Here is an 18243-nt window from a genome sequence, read left to right as displayed (position 1 = left end):
GACCCGTTATGCGCGTCACAATCTTTGGCACAAGGTGCCAAACTCCGACCGTGCATTTGAGCTCCGCACGCTCTGCAGCACCATCGAATTGGCAGTACTTACAACGCGGAAGGCCGCTCACCCCGCACTGGGGGTGAGCGGCCTTCTGTCTACGAGGCTGAAGCTACCGATTACACGACGAACGAGTGAGCACGCTGCCCAGGACAACTCCGGCCAAGGCAATGCCCGCGCCCGCCGCAGCCGCGATCAGCGCACCGTGAACGGACGGCGCGGCCACCGGAGCGCCGGCACCGACCGAACGTCCACCCGCGGTTGCGACCGGCAGCGCGATGGAACCACCCGCTGCGTCGGCGGGGGACGCCTCGGCGGATGCCGAGGCCTCGGGCACCCCGTTCGCGATGACGCCGTCGAGTCCGTTGAAGAACACCCCGGCCATCTTCTTGGCGACACCGGTGATCATGCGCTGCCCGACGCCGCCGACCATGCCCCCGACAACGGCATCGGCGTCGTAGCTGAGCAGGGTGCCACCGCTCTGGGTCTGCTCGAGCTTGATGGTGACATCGGCGCGCACAGTGCCCGGCGCACCCGCACCGGAGGCCGTCATGACGAACGACTCGGGCCGATTCTGTTGTGAGAGCAGCACTTCACCGTCGTACGTGCCTTTGATCGCCGCGACCCCGGCCGTGATGGAGAGCTTGTAGTGATCGTCGCTGAGCTGCTCGAGCGATTGCACACCGGGGATGGTCGCGGCCAGGACTCGGCCGTCCTGCATGCTGTCGTACACCTCGGCGGGCGGTGCGGTGAGTGTTGCGGTGCCTGCGATTCTCATGAATTCTCCTTGGATGACTGGGCGACCGCGTGGGTCAGCCGCAGTTCGTACAGGTCGGACGGGGATATGGGCATCGAGGTGATCGGGAAGCCTTCGGCGTCCTCGACCGCAGCCGCGATGACGGCGGTAGTGGGAATGACGCCGGCTTCACCGGCACCCTTCATTCCCAACGGGTTGAGGCCGGACGGGGTGACGGTGTGATCCATCTCGATCGTCTCGGGAACCTCGGTCACGAACGGCATCAGGAAGTCCATGAACGAGGCGTTGAGCAGCTGGCCGTGCTCGTCGTAGACGATCTTCTCGTACAACGCGCCGCCGATACCCTGGGCGACGCCGCCGTGGATCTGGCCCTCGACGATCCGAGGGTTGATGACGTTGCCGCAGTCGTGCACCACTGCGTAGCGCTCGACGTGTATCTCGGCTGTCACTGGATCGGTTTCGACGATCGCGGCGTGGATGCCCGACGCGAAGGTCGACCGCGGGGGCGAGTAGTACCCCGTCGCTTCCAGGCCCGGCTGCTCGCCCTCGGGGACCGGCGGGATCGTCATGTCGGTGTCCATCTTCGCGAAGCCCGTCGCCTGCCTCGATTCCTTGTCGAAGGCATACCGCAGCGGATTGGACAGTACGGCAACCACTCCGAGTGAGATGGATGTGCCCTCGGCTCCGGGTTCGGTGCCGATCTTGCTCACGTAGCCCCCGCGTAGTTCCAACTCGACGGGGTCGAGATCGAGTGCACGCCCGGCGATGATCTTCGCCTTCTCGGCCACCATCTGCGCGGCCACATGGAACGCAGATCCCGACATGACTGCGCCACGAGAGGCGAATGTACCGACTGCATAACCGAATCGACGCGTATCGCCGGTGGTGATCTCGACGTCGGCGATCGACACACCCAGGTCGTCGGCGATGATCTGCGCGAACGTCGTCTGATGACCCTGGCCCTGGGTGGTCAAACCCGTTGCGCCCTTGATCTTTCCCGAGTTCTCGATCAGGACGTGCGCACCCTCGTACGGCCCGGGGCCGGTGCCCTCGACGTACGCGCCGACGCCGATGCCGACGGTGCGTCCCTGCGCCGCTGCCTGCCTCTTGTATTCGGGGAAGCCGTCCCAGTCGATCAGTGCCTTGAGCTTGTCGATCCCGGCCTGGTAATCGCCGGTGTCGTAGATCAACGGTCGACCGTCCTGGAACATCAGACCGAAGTCGTAGGGCATCTCCTCGGGCCTGATGAGGTTCTTCTCTCGTACCTGCAACCGGTCCTTGCCAAGATACTGGGCGATGGCATCCATCGACCGTTCCATCGCGAAGACGCCCTGCGGACGGCCGGCACCGCGATAGGGGATGACGATGACGGTGTTGGTGTACAGCGAATAACCGTTGCAGCGGAACGAGACCGGCTTGTAGGGGCCGAGCACCTGCGTCGCCGTGTTGATCAGCACGATGATGCCGTACGGCAGGTACGCGCCGTTGTCGTGCCAGACGGTGAAGTCGAACGCCAGCAACCGTCCTTCGTCGTCGAACCCCAGGGTGACCTCTTGGACCTGGGCCCGTTCGTGGGCGCTCGAGATGAAGTGCTCACGACGGTCTTCGACCCATTTGACCTCGTTCGAGATGCCGGCTCGGCCCAACTGACGCGCTGCCCACGTCACCATGACCTCTTCGGGCCACGGGTGCATGATCTTGACGCCGAAACCGCCACCGACGTCCGGCGCGATGCAGTGAATCTTGTTCATTGCCATGCCGAGCCGCGCTGCGACGGCCGCGCGCACCGAGGTGGAGGTCTGCGTCGACGACCAGAAGGTCAGCGTTTCCTCGTCGCTGTCCCACCGCGCATAGACACCCTTGCCCTCCAACGGCATTGCTGCCGAACGCTCCACGTCGAGATTGAGCGTGATTCGGTGCGGTGCCGTCGCCAATTCGCGGTCGATGTCGCCGAAGCTGTGCTGCAGATGCGCTGCAACGTTGTCGGGTACATCGTCGTGTACTTGCCGAGTCGCGGCGCGAGCGGTCTCGATTCCTACGACCGGATCGAGAATGTCGTAGGTGACCTCGATGGCCGCGCAGGCGTCCTCGGCCACGTAGCGGCTCTGCGCGATGACCATGACGATGGCCTCGCCGACGTGGTTGACCTCGTCCTTGGCAAGGGGAAAGCCGTTGCGCGGGGCGATGATTGCCGGGTGCGGGATCAACAGCGGCAAGCCCTCGGCCATCTCGGGAGAGTCCGCTTCGAGATCGTCGTAGGTGTAGACCGCGTGTACGCCCTGCATGGCGAGCGCGGCGTCGATGTCGATACCGGTGATCCGCGCATGTGCGTGCGGTGAGCGAACGAAGGCCGCGATCAGTGCGCCGTGTCCGAGGTCGTCGAGATACTTGCCCTTCCCACTCAGCAGTCGATTGTCCTCCGACCGCGAGAGCGGTTGTCCGAAGAGCGGGGCAGTGTTGGTCGGGGTGTGCGGTGGGGCCGTGCGGGTGGTGCTCATGCTCGGCCCATCCGTCCGCCGACGGGATTGGTGGTTCCCCGTACTTTCCGGTCCAGTGCCGCTCGGCTGGATTCGTCGTCCGGCCCGAGGGGGAATTCGCCCGCGCGTTCACGCTTGATCTCGGCGGCGCGCAGCACCGAGGCCTTGATGTTCTGATAGCCCGTGCACCGGCAGATGTTGCCGGCGATGGCCTCGGTGGCTTCTTCCTGCGTCGGCGAGTCGTTCTCTTCGAGGAACGCCGCGATGGTGGTGACGAATCCTGGTGTGCAGAAGCCGCATTGCAGACCGTGGCAGTCCTTGAACGCCTGCTGCACGGGGTGCAGCGTGCCGTCCGGCTCCACCAAACCCTCCACCGTGGTGACACTCTGGCCCTCGAGGCTGGCGGCCAGCATCAGGCAGGCCCGGACGGGCTTACCGTCGAGCAGCACGGTGCAGGCACCGCACACGCCGTGCTCGCACCCGACGTGGGTGCCGGTCTGGCGAAGATTGTGGCGGATGGCATCGGAGGCGATCGTTCGGGCGGGAACCACGATCGTTTGTTTCGTCGAGTTGAGCGTGAACGTCACCTGTACGTGTTGTTCGCCGGTCTCGGCCATCAGATCGTCGAGCTGTTGTTCGATATCTGTTGTCGTCATTACTGGTTCACTCCGGAATCGACGTGCAGCGCTGCCTGGTGCGTGGTCAACGAGGATGCGCCGTCGACTGCGGCGGCCATCACCACCCGTGCGGTCAGCGCTGCGACGAGTTGAGATCGGTAAGCGGCTGTGGCGTGAATATCGGGCTCGGTCTCGATGCGATGCCGAGCAGCTTCGGATAATGCGTTCCACTTCGGATCACGCGCGTCGGAAATCGATGCACCGGCGATGACATCGCTGAAGTCGACGACCTCGCCGAATTCGCCTGCGGAGACGTAGGTGACGTGGGCGGTGCGTACCGCGTCATCGGCCACCGAGACACGGGCCGCAACCCCGACGAGCGCGTAATCGCCATGGCGGCGGGCGATTTCGTCGATAGCGGTTCCCACACCCGGTCGAACTGCGGGAACGGTTGCCGAGACGGCGATCTCGTCGGTCTCGAGCGAGGACTCCAGCGGACCGAGAAACAGGTCTTTCGCGGCGATCTCGCGTCGTCCCCGTACGGACTGGACCGTGACCGAACCGTCGAGCAACCGGATCACGGCGGGCATCTCGGCCGACGGGTCGGCGTGAACGATGGATCCGACGGTGGTTCCACGGTTCCTGATCGTCGGGTGGGCCACCAACTGCAACGCTCGTCCGAGCAATGGCTGGGTCCGAGCGGCCGAGCGGTCCGAGGCCACGGATGCGTGCGTGGCGAGCGCGGCGAAGGTCACGCCCGACTGCGTGGAGGCGGTGATGTCTGCGAGCCCGTCGATGCCGGTGATGTCGATCAGGTTGCCGGGGGCCGCCAACCGCATCGACAACATCGGGATGAGCGACTGCCCGCCGGCGAGTACCTTGCCGTCGACTTCCGCCAGAATCTGGCACGCCTCCTCGATCGACCGAGGTCGATGGTATTTCAGTGGAGAAGGTTTCATATCCCGATCCTGCCTGCCTGTGCCGATAAGTGTTTCGTCAAGAGGTGACAAACGTCACGCCTCAGTGTGGCAATCGCTCGTTACCGCAACGGCTCGAGGGGGCCCACCTCGGTCGTGCCCCCACGGGTGGCCGATCGACGGGTGGGTGAGTGGTCGATCGGTGTCTTCATGTGTTCTGGGGCAATGCGTGCACACAGGTGGTAGAGCCCGATGACGATGATGGTGCCCAACGAGATACCGCTGAGCGAGAACGAATCGCTGAAGACGAGGGAGGTGTCTCCGATGGCGATGATCAGTCCGGCGGCGACGGGCATCATGTTGAGCGGGTTGCCGAAGTCGACGCCGTTCTCGCGCCAGATCTTCGCGCCGAGAAGGCCGATCATGCCGTACAGCACCACAGTGATGCCGCCGAGTACTCCTCCCGGCGTGGCAGAGATCAGGGCACCGAACTTGGGCGAGAATCCGAGGATCACTGCGATGAGTCCGGCAGCGGTGTAGGCGGCCGTCGAGTACACCTTGGTGGCGGCCATGACGCCGATGTTCTCGGCGTAGGTTGTCGTGGGCGAGCCACCGACCGAACTGGCCAACACCGTCGCGACGCCGTCTGCAGCCAGTGCGCGTCCCATCATCGGGTCCAGGTCGTCCCCGGTCATCTCGGCGACGGCTTTGACGTGTCCGGCGTTTTCGGCGATCAGGGCGATGACACCGGGGAGCACAAGGACGATGAAGGCCAGGCTGAACGATGGTGCATGGATACCCACGATGCCGTTCGCTTCGTCGCTGAACGGCGGCAAGCCGAACCACTGCGACGACTCGACACCCGACCAATTGACTCGGAAGTGCTCGGTCACCTCGCCGGCCGTGGCGTCGTAGGACGTGATGGGGCCCGATACGAGATCGAGTATCCACGACAGCAGGTATCCGAAGACCAGGGACAACAAAATTGCGATGCGTCCGAGGAATCCGCGCAGAGCAACACTCATGACGATCAGGGCGAACATCACTGCGAGAGCGACCCATTGATCCTGGGGCCAATACGTGCTGGCGACAACGGGGGCCAAGTTGAAACCGATCAACATGACCACCGCGCCGGTGACGACCGGGGGCAGCACCTTGACCACCACGCCGCCGCCCATGAAGTGAATGGCGAGGCCCGCGAGTGCGAGCACCACACCGGACACCAGGATGGCTCCGGTGACCTCGGCCGACGTGCCGCCCTGCGCACGAATGGCGGCGACGCCACCGACGAAGACCGCGGAAGTGCCCAGGTAGCTGGGGATTCGGCCCTTGACCATGAGCAGGAACAGGATCGTGCAGAAGCCCGACATGAGTATGGCCAGCTGGGGGTTGAGTCCCATGATGATGGGGAAGACGAACGTGGCCCCGAACATCGACACGACGTGTTGGCCTCCGAGGCTGATGGTGCGTCCCCAGTTCAATCGCTCGTTCGGTGCGACCACTTCGCCCGGTGCGACGTTCTTTCCGTCTCCATGAATCTTCCAGATAGGCATGTCGAGCCTTTCTTCGACGTCCCGAACCAAGTGGCCCGTGAGAATGGGTAAAGTGTTGTGCTGCAACGGTACTGCGGCTGGGTCAGGTAACTACGAGCGCAATCTGCCAAGTACTCGGTGGTCCGGCCGTCACATCTGGTGGTCGATGCCGCGCATCGCGATGATCTTCAGTGCGAGGGACAGATCGAGCCGCAGATCTGCGCGGTCGGTGAAGGGGCCCAGAATCTTCTCGAGTTTGACGATTCGGTAGCGAAGAGTGTTGTAGTGAAAGTGAAGTGCGCGAGCAGTTTCCGCGATGTTGATGTTGGTGGACAGCAGCATCTCCAGTGTCTTGCGCATGTCCCGTGCCTCGTCGCTGTGTCCTGCGAGATCGTGCAACGTCTCTCGTGTGAACGACTCGAGTTCGTCGTCGTTGTCGACCAGGCTCAACAGACGAAAGACACCGAGTTCGTCGAACGTGGTGACGGCCCAGTCACCGGCGATTCGGCGGCCGACTTTCACCGCAGTTCGGGCCTGACCGTAGGTTGCGGGGATGTCCTCGACCACAGTGCAGGGCCGTGAAATGCCGACGGTGAAGGGTTGTCGACCGCCGCCGCCGTCGCCGTGAACTCGCTCGACGATCTCGTGCACGTTCGAGACCGTCTCGGGGCCACTGCCCATGATGATCACGGTTTCGTTGCCCAGGACGGCTATGGCGGCGTGCGGGTCTCGCTGCGCAAGCGCTCCGGAGAATGCCGACATCTGCCGATCGACGAGGGGTCTGCGAGTAGGTATCGGCTCGTTTCCGCACGGTATCGGTTCGATTGCGACGACAACGACAGGCCGTCCGATGTCCCAACCGAATCGTCGGGCGTGCGCCACGGCGTGTGCATGTTCGCCGCCTCGTCCCAGCAGCAGATCGCGCAAGAAGTTCGACCGGTGCTTTTCCTCGACCGCCGACAGTGCGAGATCGCGAGTGACTGCCACCGCGAACACTCCGGCTGCGGTATCCGCGGCGTAAAGGTCCGATTCCGCCAGCTCTCGACGAGAGGAGGACAGTACTACGCGGCCGTGATCGGTTCCGTTCGCCGTGATTGCGCACACGGCTATCGAATTGTCCTGGAGCGAGCGCAAACCCAGTCCACCGTCGATGGAATCGGTACGCAGCCGCCCGGTGGAATCGAGGGCCGTGCTACTCCGAAGTGCCCGCAGTTCCGCGTCATTGCCGGCGGTGGTGATCTCTCGGCCGTCTACCGTGGTGACCGACACGGCCGCATCGCATTCGACGGATGCGGCGGACGCCAAGTCCGTCACCCCGCCACCGGCAAGAGCTATCTCGGTGAGTGTCCGACGCAGACGTTCCGACCGAAACATGGCGCGCGTGTGCATCTTCGCTCTCTCGCGAAGGCCTGCGGTGAGCTGATGATCGGTGTCGAGTTGCTCGTTCGTCGTCAGCAGTGGAAAGCCCAGGTCGTCTGCGCTCAGCCGAATGCACTCCGGTACCGCGGTTGCATCGTCGACCTGCACGATGATGCCCGCCACGCCGAGGGAATGTGCGCGGGCCAGGAACGCCGCCGTCGCCTCCGTGATGTGTTCGAGAGCCTCGCATGTCGTCGACAGCAGGTCACCCGGCCGCAGCCAGAACCACATGCCGCTGGGATCTTCGATCTGGTTCACCCGCGATACCGATCGGCCGAGTCCGGTGCGGCCTGCCAGGAGGGTCGCGTGCGCGAACAACCTCGACTGGAGGAGGTTGCCGACTGTATGTGGAGCCGCAGTGGTGCTCGCCGGCTGCTCGTCGATCGCTGTCAGCACCGCACGGCCGATCGCGACTTCGTGCGATTGTTGCTGTCGGACAGTACATCACGGTGTATCGGGCCGCTGAGGTCGCGCAACTCGAGACCCGTGGCCTGCCGTGACGTCTTCAGGATTTCGGCCAGGATGGATACGGCCGTTTCCGCGGGAGTTCGTGCCCCCAGATCCAGACCGATGGGGGAGTGCAGCCGTGCCAGCTCGGTGTCGGTCACCCCACGCCCGCCGAGCAGCTCGATGCGGCGACGGTGAGTGGACCGACTCCCGAGCGCGCCGACGTACGCAGCGTCACTGCGCAACGCGCGTTCGAGAAGGGGAATGTCGAACTTCTCGTCGTGAGTGAGAACTGCTACGACTGTGCGCTCGTCGACCGGCGCAGTCTCGAGAAACGTATGTGGCCACGAAACCACGACCTCGACGGCATCGGGGAATCGCGCCCGAGTGGCGAATACCGCACGCGCGTCGACGACGGTGACGGCGTAGCCCGCGAACGTTCCCAGATGGCACAGAGCGGCGGCGAAATCGATGGCACCGAAGACGTACATGCGGGGTGGAGGTCCAAAGAGCTCCATCATGATCGGACTTTCGCCGGTGTCTGTGAATCGAACGTCGTGAACCGATTCGCCGCGCTGCAGCGCCGCTCGGACGGATCGTTCCAGAGTCGATCCGTCGGCTTCAACGTCGATGAGTCCGTCCGAGTCCACGGTGACGTTCGATCCGAGAACCGCGTGCCGTGTCGGAGCATCGGCCGTCAGGTCGGTGAGAACGGCGACCGGCTCGCCCGCAGCGATGAGACGTGACACTTCCGCGAGCGAATCGCACGCTTCGCCGTCGATGAGACGAACGAACACCTCGATGGTTCCGCCGCACGTGAGGCCGACCCCGATGGCGTCGTCGTCCGCCACGCGATAGGTCTCGCTCCTGGCACAGCCGTCGGCGAGGACCTCGTTGGCAAGTTCGTACAAGGCACCCTCGACGCAACCGCCGGAGACGCTGCCGATCACCTGTCCGAAGGCCGACACGGCCATTGCCGCACCGGCGGGGCGGGGCGAGGACTGCCAGGTCCGTACCACGGTGGCGAGGGCGAAGGGCTCACGCTCGAGCAGCCATGGGGCGAGATCGTCGAGGATGTCGCGCATGCCGCCGCCTTCCTACTGGATGAGTGATGCCCATCACGTTAGTTGGCGGCGCTGCTTCGACGTGAAACATAATTCGACCAAATCCGAAGCGGGTCATTGTAAGAACTCGCCGTCGCGGGTGGTGGTGACGCGGGGGATTCAGCTCAACACTGCAGCGACCGCGAGCGCGTGGTGTTCGTGCCACGGCCGGGCGATGATCTGAATCCCGATCGGCAGACCACTCTCCGAGGTGGCAACAGGAACCACCACCGACGGCAGACCGAGGATGCTGATCGCGCGACTGCTGGCCAACGCCTGCGACCACGACAATGCGGTGCCGTCCACGTCGAAGCTCGTCCGTTCGAGCGGTGGGGCGAGAATCGACGCGACCGGGAGTACCAAGACGTCGCCCATCTCGGAGAGCAACCTATGCTGCAGTTCGGCGCGGTGAGCCCACAGTGCTTCGACGTCCGCCGCCGACGTCGGTCGGACGGCGGCGAGGATCTCCCGAATGTTCTCACTGAATTCGGCGGGCCCGTACTGCTCGATGTCGGTCTGAGTTTCGCAGGCGCGCATGCGCGTGAACAGGTCGTCGGCTTCGGCCAGCGTAGTGCCCCGATAGGGCGCGACCGACCTGACGGACGAGGCGGTGCGCAGGGCGGCCGCTTCGGTGGCGGCGCGAATCTCCGCGTCGACCGGAACTGTTCCTTCTCCTGCCGCCCAACGGATATCGAGATTGTGGGTGTTCACTTCCGCAGGGTCGATCCACCGGTACTGCGGTGACGAGAGCACCCTCAGTACCAGGCTGACGTCGTCGAGGGAGCGTGCCATCGGCCCGATGGTCTGCACCGCACCGTGCATGGTCGCCGTATTCGTCAGGACCCGGTGATCGCGCATGACACCGGGATATTGGCCGTCCGGGTCGACTCTTCCCGGTGTAGGCCTGATCGAATACAGACCTGTGCAGTGCGCGGGCCAGCGCACGGAGCCACCGAAATCGGTGCCCAGCCCCAGAACACTCATGCCCGACGCGATCGCCGCAGACTCGCCGCCGCTGCTGCCTCCGGGGGACAGCCTTGTCCCCGCCGGTGACAGCGGATTGACGGTGTAGCCGAACACGTCGTTGTGCGTCAGGCCGCTGGCACCGAATTCGGGAGTGTTCGTCTTCCCGATGAGGATCGCATCTTCGGCGCGCATGCGGGCGACGGCCGGTGCATCGATGCGAGGAACGTTGTCTGCGAGAGCATAAGAGCCTGCAGTGGTGCGGACACCCGCGGTGGCGATCAGATCCTTGACCGTGAACGGCACTCCGGCGAGCGCCCCGACAGGCTCTCCGCGGGCGACGCGGGCGTCGATCTCATCGGCAGCCGACAAAGCCGATGTGCCCGCGACCGTGACGACTGCGTTGATCTCGGAGTTGATTTGTTCGAGGTGTTCGAGGTGTTGTTCGATCACCTCGCGCGCGGAGAGGCTACCCGAGCGCACCGCCGCGGCCAGGGAACGAGCATCGGATCCGATCGAATTGCGTTCGAGCACTGGGTAACTCCTGAGTGAATGTCACAGACCCTTCATTTCCGCCACGCGTAACGCGAGCGCCACGTCCAGGCGCAGAATCGGATCGGTGGTGAACGGGCCGACGATGGACTCCAGCTTGCCGATTCGGTAGCGGAGGGTGTTGTAGTGGAAGTGCAGCACGCGCGCCGTTTCGGCGACATTGCAGTTGGTATCCAACAGCGCTTGCAGCGTCTGGCGCAGATCGAGAGCATCGGCATCGTCGCCCGCGAGAGAACCCAATACTTCGCTCGCGAACGCCTGTAACTCCGCGGCATCGGTCACCAGGGACAGCAGGCGGTGCACACCCAGGCTGTCGAAATGTGCCACCGACCCGTTGCCGCTCATGCGCCGGCCGACCATGACGGCCTTGCGCGCTTGATCGTAGGCGCGCGGAATATCGGCGACGGAGTCGATGACACGGCTGACCCCTGCGCCGAACGAATTTCGGCCACCACCTTTGTCGCCGGCCACGGCCCCGATCAGATCCTCGACCACCTCGTGTTCGGTGCCGGGCTCGGCCGGCATGAGGATGACGACCTCGTTGCTGAATCCGACAACGGGTGCCCGTCGATCCCGACGCCGCACGACCTGTTGCCACGCTGCGGTGAGACGCTCCTGCGGCAGCCGTCCGGAGACCGCAGGCTTCATCGAATTACGCACGGCCGCTTCGGCGATCTCGTCCAGTTGAGCCACGATGACGACCATGCGTCGGTTGACGTCCCAGTCCAACTGCGCGCAGTACTCGATGATCTGTTCGGGGGATTCGGCCGCTCCGTTGAGAACATCGCGCAGAAAGTCACCTCGAAACTTGGATTCCACCGCCGAGACCGCGAGCTTCTTGATGACCGCCAACGCGACCACCGTGGCCGCACGTTCGAGAGACTGCATGGTGACAGGCCCGAGGCGTCCGGCCTCTGCCACCGCAACGATGAGGCCGTGGTCGGTTCCGCCCGCGATGATCGGTGCCACTGCCATGCGGTGCGTGGTATCACTCGGCACCGGCTGAAGCCCTTCGTGAAGGCGCTCGGTGAGCAGCCGACCCGAAGGATCGAACAGCGGCATCTCTTCGAGTGCAGCAAGATCCGCATCGGCCCCGGCCGTCGCCTGCACTCTGCCGTCGGGAGTGCAGATCAACACCGATGCCTCGAAGAGCGTGGCCACCTCGTCGGCGATCTGCGGTAGGTCTCCGCCTTCGAGCACGATCGAGGTGAGTGCTCGATGCATTCGGTCGGCGATGTCGAGTGCCCACGCCTGTCGATCGACGAGGTGGGTGAAGACCTCGGAGATGACCTCGTCGAAACCCACGTCGCGGCGAATGAGGAAGAGGGGAAGGTCGAGTCGGTCGGCTGCCTCGATCATTGCGGCGGGGACTTCCCCGAAATAGCGGCCTTCCTTGACGCCGAGCGCTGCGGCACCGCGTTCGGCCAGTCCTTCGACAAGCTCGACGAGCGCGTGTGCATCGAACGGACGTCCTGAATCTCCATGTCGGAGAGGGAAACCCGTTGTCAGCAGAAGTTCGTTCTGTTTCACCCAGGGCAGGATGTCAGGAACTTCGATGACGTTGACGCGTCGTACGATCTTCTCGAGGCCACGCTCGCCGGCGACCAGAGTGGATCCCGAGAGGCTGGGCAGTGAGAGCAATTCTTCGACCGTCAGTGCGTAACCCGCCGACGCCGGAAAGTCTCGTGCTCGTGGACGAATTTCACCGACGATGTCATCCATTGTTAGACCGTACTCCGCCCGCTCGATTCACAGTGCCAGTGGTTCAGCGGGCGTGGAGCGCAGGAGGGACGACGCGTTCGACCCAGCGCGAGGCTTGCTCGTAGGCGTACGCGAGTTGCAGAACTGCGCGGTCGGCACCGTGCCTGCCGATGATCTGTACCCCCATCGGTAGGCCGCGATCGTCGAAACCGACCGGCACGGCCGCAATGGGAACACCGGCCATCGTCCATGGCACCACCGTCTCCATCCACCGGTGGTAGGTGTCCATCGAACGCCCCGCGATGGACTGCGGCCAGTGCTGTTCCTTGTCGAACGGGAATACCTGGGCGCTGGGTGCGAGAACGAAGTCGTAGGTCTCGAACAGCGTGTTGAGTGCAGCGTTCCAGTCGTTGCGCTTCTGCGCTGCCATGGTGATGTCGAGGGCGCTGAGTGCGACGGCATGCTCCATCTCCCAGACCATTTCGGGCTTCATCAATGCACGCGTCCGAGGATCCGCATACAGGTCGGCCATCCCGAGTTGAGCCCACCAACGCCACGTCAGGAACGAATCCCAGATGTGGGCCGGGTCGTAGTCGGGCAAAGCTGCATCGACCTCGCAACCGAGATCGGCGAAAATGGGGAACGCGGATTGGCACAGGTCGAGTACACCGGGTTCGGTTGCCAGATAACCGTTCCAATCACCGACCCACGCGATCCTGGCCCCCCGAAAGCTGCGTTCGAGGGTGCGCGTGAAGATTTCCGGGTCCTCGTCGATTGCGAGTGGAGCGTTGGCATCCGGGCCTGCCATCGTCGAGAGCAGGTGAGCGACGTCGGTGACCGATCGTCCCATCGGGCCGGCCACTGCGCCTTGGGCTACGAAACCAGGCTCGGGGATTCGTCCCCAGGACGGTCGGAAACCGACGACGTTGTTGAAGGCTGCCGGATTGCGCAGCGAACCCATGTAGTCGGTGCCGTCGGCCACGGGCAGCATGCGCAGCGCGAGTGCCGCCGCCGCACCTCCGCTGCTGCCGCCTGCGGTGCGCGAGGTGTCGTACGGGGACACCGTGGTGCCGTACACAGGGTTGTACGTCTGGGATCCGTAGCCGAATTCCGGGGTGTTCGTCTTGCCGATGATGAGCGCTCCGGCGGCTCTGATTCGAGCGACGAAAAGGTCGTCCGCCTCGGCGATCCGATCCGCGAAAATGGCCGATCCCGAGGTGAACGGCAGGCCCTTCACAGCCGAAAGATCCTTCACCGCATGGGGAAACCCGTGCATCCACCCGAGGTACTGCCCCTGCGCCAGCTGATCGTCACGTTCTTGCGCTTCGGCGATCAACTCGTCGCGGGCACGAAGGGCCACGATGGCGTTGACGGTGGGATTGTGGATCTCGATGTGGTCCAGGTACGCCGTCATGGTCTCGACACAGGACACCTCCCGACGCTTGATCTTTCCGCTGAGTTCGAGTGCGTCGAACATCAGAAGTTCGGTAGCGGGTCCGGCGGTGGTTGCCATGGGAGTTCCTTCGTTCGAGATCCACAATGTAGAGGTCCACAGTGTCGAGATCCGAGAGATGCAGTGGTGAGGGCCGAATGCCGCGCGGCTCCGACTGATCGGTTCCGCGCGGCGTTCGTTCGATAGTGGAGCTCTGCGCTATCCGAGGTCGACGATGGCAGCGACAGGCCCGCCGCCCTCGGGGCCCTGGTGTGCGGCCGAGACCGAGACGAACACTGCCGGGTCGCCGGTCACTGCGGCGGTGACTCCACCGACGCATGCCTTGATCTGGCGGTGCCAGTGCACGTCGGAGTCGTCGAGCATGGCGTTGCGTCGGCCGCGGACCGTACCGTCCTGGCTCGCTTCGCATTTGAGAAACACGTTGACCAGCTTGCCGTCGAGATCCTTGGTGTGCGGGCGCTCGGGAAGGTCGAGACCGGCGTCCTTGATCGCGTTCCAGATGCCGTCCTGATCCAGCGCGTCGTTCATGACACTGTGGCCGATGCGGTAGCGACCGCCGATGCCGCGGGTGTTGCCGACCACGACGATCTGCGCGCGGTCCAGCTCGACACCGGACGAGCACGACGCGACGGAGGAGTACAGCTCGCGGCTGTGCATGACGTCTTCGTCGGTCGGCATGTCGATCTCGCCGAGGGCAACAGCGATACCGAGAGCGGTTCCGCCGTTCGAGAGGTCCATGGACTCGTGGGTCTGCTCGGTCCAGACCGTCTTGCCACGGCTCTTGGCGTCGCGGATGGTGTGAATCGTCAGCAGCGGCGTCTTGGTCTGTACGTAATGCACGTCGGCGGGATCGCTGATGCCCGCGTTTGCCATTGCGTCCTTGACCGCTGCCGCCACCTTGGTGATCATCGCGGTACGGCCGATGTCCTCGGGCATCAACTGCTCGCTCATTGCGACACCGACGGTCAGACGCGGCTCTTCGGTCTGCACTGCCTTGTCCGACGGTACGGTCGCGAAAATCGTTGCGTGCGGGCTGATCACACCGTCGGTTCCGCCGGACCACACGATGGGAACCTCGCCCACATCGTGCGCACTGCGAGTGCCTTTGGCGGACAGTACTTCACGGAACGCCCGGTCGGCGATGATGCGGGTGTAGTCGTTGACGCCACCGTTGCCCTCGGTCTTGCCGATGACCGCGATGACGCGGTCGGCGTCGAGCACCCCGTCGTCGATGAGCTTTGCCAGTTCGCTGGCATCGGACACGTTGTGGAGCGGGACCTTGCGGACCTCGATTGCATCGGGCACTGAAATCTCCTTCATCGCGGACTGTGGTTTACGGCAGAGTCGGCCGGCGTTGGCGCGGCGGTGCTCGTGCCTCTCGAACGTTATCGACCGTTCGAGGGGGTATGCACTGGCAAGCTTTGCCCAATGAGTGCTTCTTTTTGGTGATCGGACATCCCCAGGTAGCGGTATCGCTGCAGTCGTCGGACCACCAGATCTGCAGGATCAGCGGCCAGGAGTACGGCCAACTCGTGCTCGAGCACGGTACCGAGACGAGAGAGGAATGCTGCGGGCTCGTCGGAGGCATCCGGGCGTTCTGCCACGATCCGATCGATGACGCCGTTTCGGAGCAGGTCGATGCTCCGTACGCCCTGCTCGTCCGCCATGTCCGCAGCGCGGTCGACAGTGTGGAACTTGATCGCCGACGCACCCTCGGGAGGTAGCGGTGACAGCCAGCCGTGCTGTGCGCACAGCACCCGGTCGGCCGGGAGTAGCGCGAGGGCACCGCCCCCTGCTCCCTGGCCCAACAGTAGGCAGATCGTCGGTGCCTTCAGCGTCGTGAGTTTGACCAGGCACCTGGCTATTTCACCCGCCAGGCCGCCTTCCTCGGCCTCTTTGCTCAATGCGGCACCCGCCGTGTCGATGACGGTGACGAGAGGCAGTTGCAGTTCCTCGGCCAGTCGCATACCGCGGCGCGCTTCGCGCAGTCCTGCCGGTCCGAGAGGCTGGTCTGCGAAGGTGCGATCCTGACCGAGCAATACGCACGCTGATGCGCCGAACTTGGCCAATGCGAGAAACAATCCCGGCTCTATTTCGCCGGCCCCAGTCCCTTGCAGCGGCGTCACCGTGTTCGCTGCCGACCGCACCAGTTGTCGCACGCCTGGCCGTTCCGGCCGTCGCGAGCGTTGGATGGATTCCCAGGCCGGCACGTCGTCGAGATGTTCCAACGGGATGTTGGGAACGGGTGGAGGTGGCTCGTGCGGTGCGCACCGCACGGCCAGTGCCGAGATCGCGACTTCACGTAATTCCGCGGGTGGGACGACGGCGTCGACAAGTCCTCTGGCCGCTAGGTTTTCGGCGGTCTGCACGCCTACGGGAAACTTTGCGCCGTAGAGAGCCTCGTACACGCGCGGGCCGAGAAACCCGAGTAACGCGCCCGGTTCGGCTGCGGTCACGTGGCCGAGCGAGCCCCACGATGCCAGCGCGCCGCCGGTGGTGGGGTGACGGAGATAGACGGCGTAGGCGAGGCCCGCCGACTTGTGTGCCGCGATCGCCGCCGAAATCTTCACCATCTGCAGAAACGCGACGGTGCCCTCCTGCATGCGTGTTCCACCCGAGGTGGGCACTGCCAGCAGCGGGAGCTTCTGCGCAGTGGCCTTTTCTACGGCCTGCACCAGTCGTTCCGCGGCTGCGGTGCCGATGGACCCAGCGAGAAAACCGAACTCGCACATGACAAGTGCCACACGTCGACCGGCCAGTGTCGCTTCGCCGGTCAGTACCGACTCGTCGCAGCCGGTCGTTTCGCGAGCCGCCGCGAGCTCATCGAGATAACTCTGCTGTGGAGGCCCGTGGACCCCGATCGGGGGTAGCGGTTCACCGTCCCAGCGAACGAAACTACCGTCGTCGACGACCATCTCCACCAGTTCGAGAGCGCCGAGGCGGGTTGGTACGTCTGTCCGGGTCACGACGTCGACTCCAGCCATGCGCGGATCGAGTCGCCGTGCTGATCAAGGGTGGGAGGAGCAGCATGGGTCTCACGCATACCGGCACCCTCGCAGTCACTGTCGAAACGAAGTGCTGGGCCGGGCAGCGTGATGGTGCCGAGAGCAGAGTGGTCGACGTCGATCAGCAGCCCCTGCGACCGGGTCTGCTCCCACGTGTAGACCTCGGCGAGATCGCGGACACGCCCTGCGGGAATGCCCAATTCACCGAGCAATCCGAGCAGTTTGTCGGTGGGCCAGTCTGCGACAGCCTCCTCGACCGCAGCGATCACCGCTTCTCGATCGGCGACGCGTTGAGGGTTGGTTTCCCACTCTGGTCGGTCCAGTCCGAACTCGGGGGCGAAGCGCCGCCACAGCCCTTCACTGCCGACAGCGATCTGTACCAAACCTTCTGCCGAGTGGAAGAGGCCGTACGGGCAGATCGACGGATGATGCCCGCCGGTGGGTCGGGGCACCTCACCGGCGACGGTGTAGCGGGTGCCCTGGAACGCGTGGACGCCAACGATGGAGGCCAACAGGCTGGTCCGCACGACTCGTCCACGACCGGTGGTGTTTCGTTCGTGGAGTGCAGCGACCACGCCGTAGGCACCGTTCATGCCTGCGAGCAGGTCCCCTATAGGAACACCGACCCGCGTCGGTTCGTCACGGGAGGGCCCGGTCAGCGACATCAATCCTGCTTCGCCCTGGGCGATTTGGTCATAGCCGGGTCGAGCGCCTTCGGGACCGTCGTGCCCGAACCCGGTGATCGATAGGATGACCAGGCGCGGATTCAGCTGGTGCAACGCCTCCATGCTGAATCCGAGGCGGTCGAGGACTCCGGGTCGAAAGTTCTCGACGAGTACGTCTGCGCGGCCGATTAGGTCGGTCAGGGTTGCCCGATCGTCGGGGGCCTTGAGATCGAGCGCGATGGATTCCTTGTTGCGATTGCACGAGAGGAAGTACGTCGAATGCCGGTCACCGTCGCTGTCGGGCACGAAGGGCGGCCCCCAGCTTCGGGTGTCGTCACCGCCGGTCGGTGTCTCGACCTTGATCACTCGCGCGCCGAGATCGCCCAGCATCATGGCGGCTTGGGGTCCGGCGAGTGCGCGGGAGAGGTCGACGACGAGACAGTCCGACAGCGGGCCGACCGTCATCGGACTGCCCCACACGTGTCGGTGCTTTCGGTGTGGGCGGCGAGGCCGAACGGAGTGCAGGGAGGCGTCATGGATCCGAGTCAACGTGCCCATCACTGTCGAGTCGTTGGCAAATGTTG

At 64.4% G+C, this 18243-nt stretch carries 13 protein-coding genes; all 13 read right to left on the bottom strand.

Going from position 1 to position 18243, the window contains the following annotated elements; translation table 11 throughout:
- Nucleotides 1-163 precede the first annotated feature (163 nt).
- Complete coding sequence (locus CH283_RS27205) at nt 164-829, bottom strand: SRPBCC family protein (RefSeq protein ID WP_094639939.1); 666 nt, start codon at nt 827-829, stop codon at nt 164-166.
- A complete protein-coding gene (gene cutA / locus CH283_RS27200; RefSeq protein ID WP_094639940.1) occupies nt 826-3306 on the bottom strand; it encodes an aerobic carbon-monoxide dehydrogenase large subunit in 2481 nt (826 codons plus the stop codon). The genes CH283_RS27205 and cutA overlap by 4 nt, the downstream gene beginning before the upstream one ends.
- Nucleotides 3303-3941 carry a (2Fe-2S)-binding protein gene (locus tag CH283_RS27195; protein WP_094639941.1) on the bottom strand — a complete coding sequence of 213 codons (639 nt, stop codon included), beginning with the start codon at nt 3939-3941 and terminating at the stop codon, nt 3303-3305. The genes cutA and CH283_RS27195 overlap by 4 nt, the downstream gene beginning before the upstream one ends.
- Nucleotides 3941-4861 carry an FAD binding domain-containing protein gene (locus tag CH283_RS27190; protein ID WP_094639942.1) on the bottom strand — a complete coding sequence of 307 codons (921 nt, stop codon included), beginning with the start codon at nt 4859-4861 and terminating at the stop codon, nt 3941-3943. The genes CH283_RS27195 and CH283_RS27190 overlap by 1 nt, the downstream gene beginning before the upstream one ends.
- Before the next feature lie 80 nt (nt 4862-4941).
- On the bottom strand, nt 4942-6372 hold the full coding sequence (locus tag CH283_RS27185) for a uracil-xanthine permease family protein (protein ID WP_094639943.1): 1431 nt from the start codon (nt 6370-6372) through the stop codon (nt 4942-4944).
- Nucleotides 6373-6501: 129 nt separating this feature from the next.
- Entirely contained in the window at nt 6502-8166 is a 1665-nt protein-coding gene (locus CH283_RS27180) for a helix-turn-helix domain-containing protein (protein WP_094639944.1), read from the bottom strand.
- Entirely contained in the window at nt 8160-9302 is a 1143-nt protein-coding gene (locus CH283_RS27175) for an XdhC family protein (protein WP_094639945.1), read from the bottom strand. The genes CH283_RS27180 and CH283_RS27175 overlap by 7 nt, the downstream gene beginning before the upstream one ends.
- A gap of 138 nt (nt 9303-9440) precedes the next feature.
- Nucleotides 9441-10817, bottom strand: coding sequence for an amidase (locus CH283_RS27170; RefSeq protein ID WP_094639946.1), 1377 nt, complete (start codon nt 10815-10817; stop codon nt 9441-9443).
- Between the two features lie 21 nt (nt 10818-10838).
- Nucleotides 10839-12557 (bottom strand): PucR family transcriptional regulator, encoded by a 1719-nt coding sequence (locus CH283_RS27165; RefSeq protein ID WP_094639947.1) that lies wholly within the window; start codon nt 12555-12557, stop codon nt 10839-10841.
- A 43-nt stretch (nt 12558-12600) separates the two neighbouring features.
- Nucleotides 12601-14049, bottom strand: a complete 1449-nt coding sequence (locus CH283_RS27160; protein ID WP_094639948.1) for an amidase — start codon at nt 14047-14049, stop codon at nt 12601-12603.
- A 138-nt stretch (nt 14050-14187) separates the two neighbouring features.
- Nucleotides 14188-15294, bottom strand: coding sequence for a ring-opening amidohydrolase (locus CH283_RS27155; protein ID WP_094640050.1), 1107 nt, complete (start codon nt 15292-15294; stop codon nt 14188-14190).
- A gap of 80 nt (nt 15295-15374) precedes the next feature.
- Nucleotides 15375-16904 carry an acetyl-CoA carboxylase carboxyltransferase subunit alpha/beta gene (locus tag CH283_RS27150; RefSeq protein WP_255183389.1) on the bottom strand — a complete coding sequence of 510 codons (1530 nt, stop codon included), beginning with the start codon at nt 16902-16904 and terminating at the stop codon, nt 15375-15377.
- A gap of 47 nt (nt 16905-16951) precedes the next feature.
- The gene (locus CH283_RS27145) at nt 16952-18124 is read right to left on the bottom strand and encodes a CaiB/BaiF CoA transferase family protein (protein WP_094639949.1); all 1173 of its coding nucleotides are present in this window, start codon (nt 18122-18124) and stop codon (nt 16952-16954) included.
- Between the last annotated feature and the right edge of the window lie 119 nt (nt 18125-18243).

Source organism: Rhodococcus sp. 05-2254-2, from assembly GCF_002259095.1.
GTDB lineage: Bacteria > Actinomycetota > Actinomycetes > Mycobacteriales > Mycobacteriaceae > Rhodococcoides.
The sequence above is the reverse complement of the archived record's forward strand: the minus strand, read 5'-3'. Positions and strand labels throughout refer to the sequence as shown.

Coding starts and splice junctions, on each gene's coding strand:
- CH283_RS27205 (WP_094639939.1), bottom strand. CDS start 829: ATGAGAATCGCAGGCACCGCAACACTCACCGCACCGCCCGCCGAGGTG.
- cutA (WP_094639940.1), bottom strand. CDS start 3,306: ATGAGCACCACCCGCACGGCCCCACCGCACACCCCGACCAACACTGCC.
- CH283_RS27195 (WP_094639941.1), bottom strand. CDS start 3,941: ATGACGACAACAGATATCGAACAACAGCTCGACGATCTGATGGCCGAG.
- CH283_RS27190 (WP_094639942.1), bottom strand. CDS start 4,861: ATGAAACCTTCTCCACTGAAATACCATCGACCTCGGTCGATCGAGGAG.
- CH283_RS27185 (WP_094639943.1), bottom strand. CDS start 6,372: ATGCCTATCTGGAAGATTCATGGAGACGGAAAGAACGTCGCACCGGGC.
- CH283_RS27175 (WP_094639945.1), bottom strand. CDS start 9,302: ATGCGCGACATCCTCGACGATCTCGCCCCATGGCTGCTCGAGCGTGAG.
- CH283_RS27165 (WP_094639947.1), bottom strand. CDS start 12,557: ATGGATGACATCGTCGGTGAAATTCGTCCACGAGCACGAGACTTTCCG.
- CH283_RS27160 (WP_094639948.1), bottom strand. CDS start 14,049: ATGGCAACCACCGCCGGACCCGCTACCGAACTTCTGATGTTCGACGCA.
- CH283_RS27150 (WP_255183389.1), bottom strand. CDS start 16,904: ATGGTCGTCGACGACGGTAGTTTCGTTCGCTGGGACGGTGAACCGCTA.
- CH283_RS27145 (WP_094639949.1), bottom strand. CDS start 18,124: ATGACGGTCGGCCCGCTGTCGGACTGTCTCGTCGTCGACCTCTCCCGC.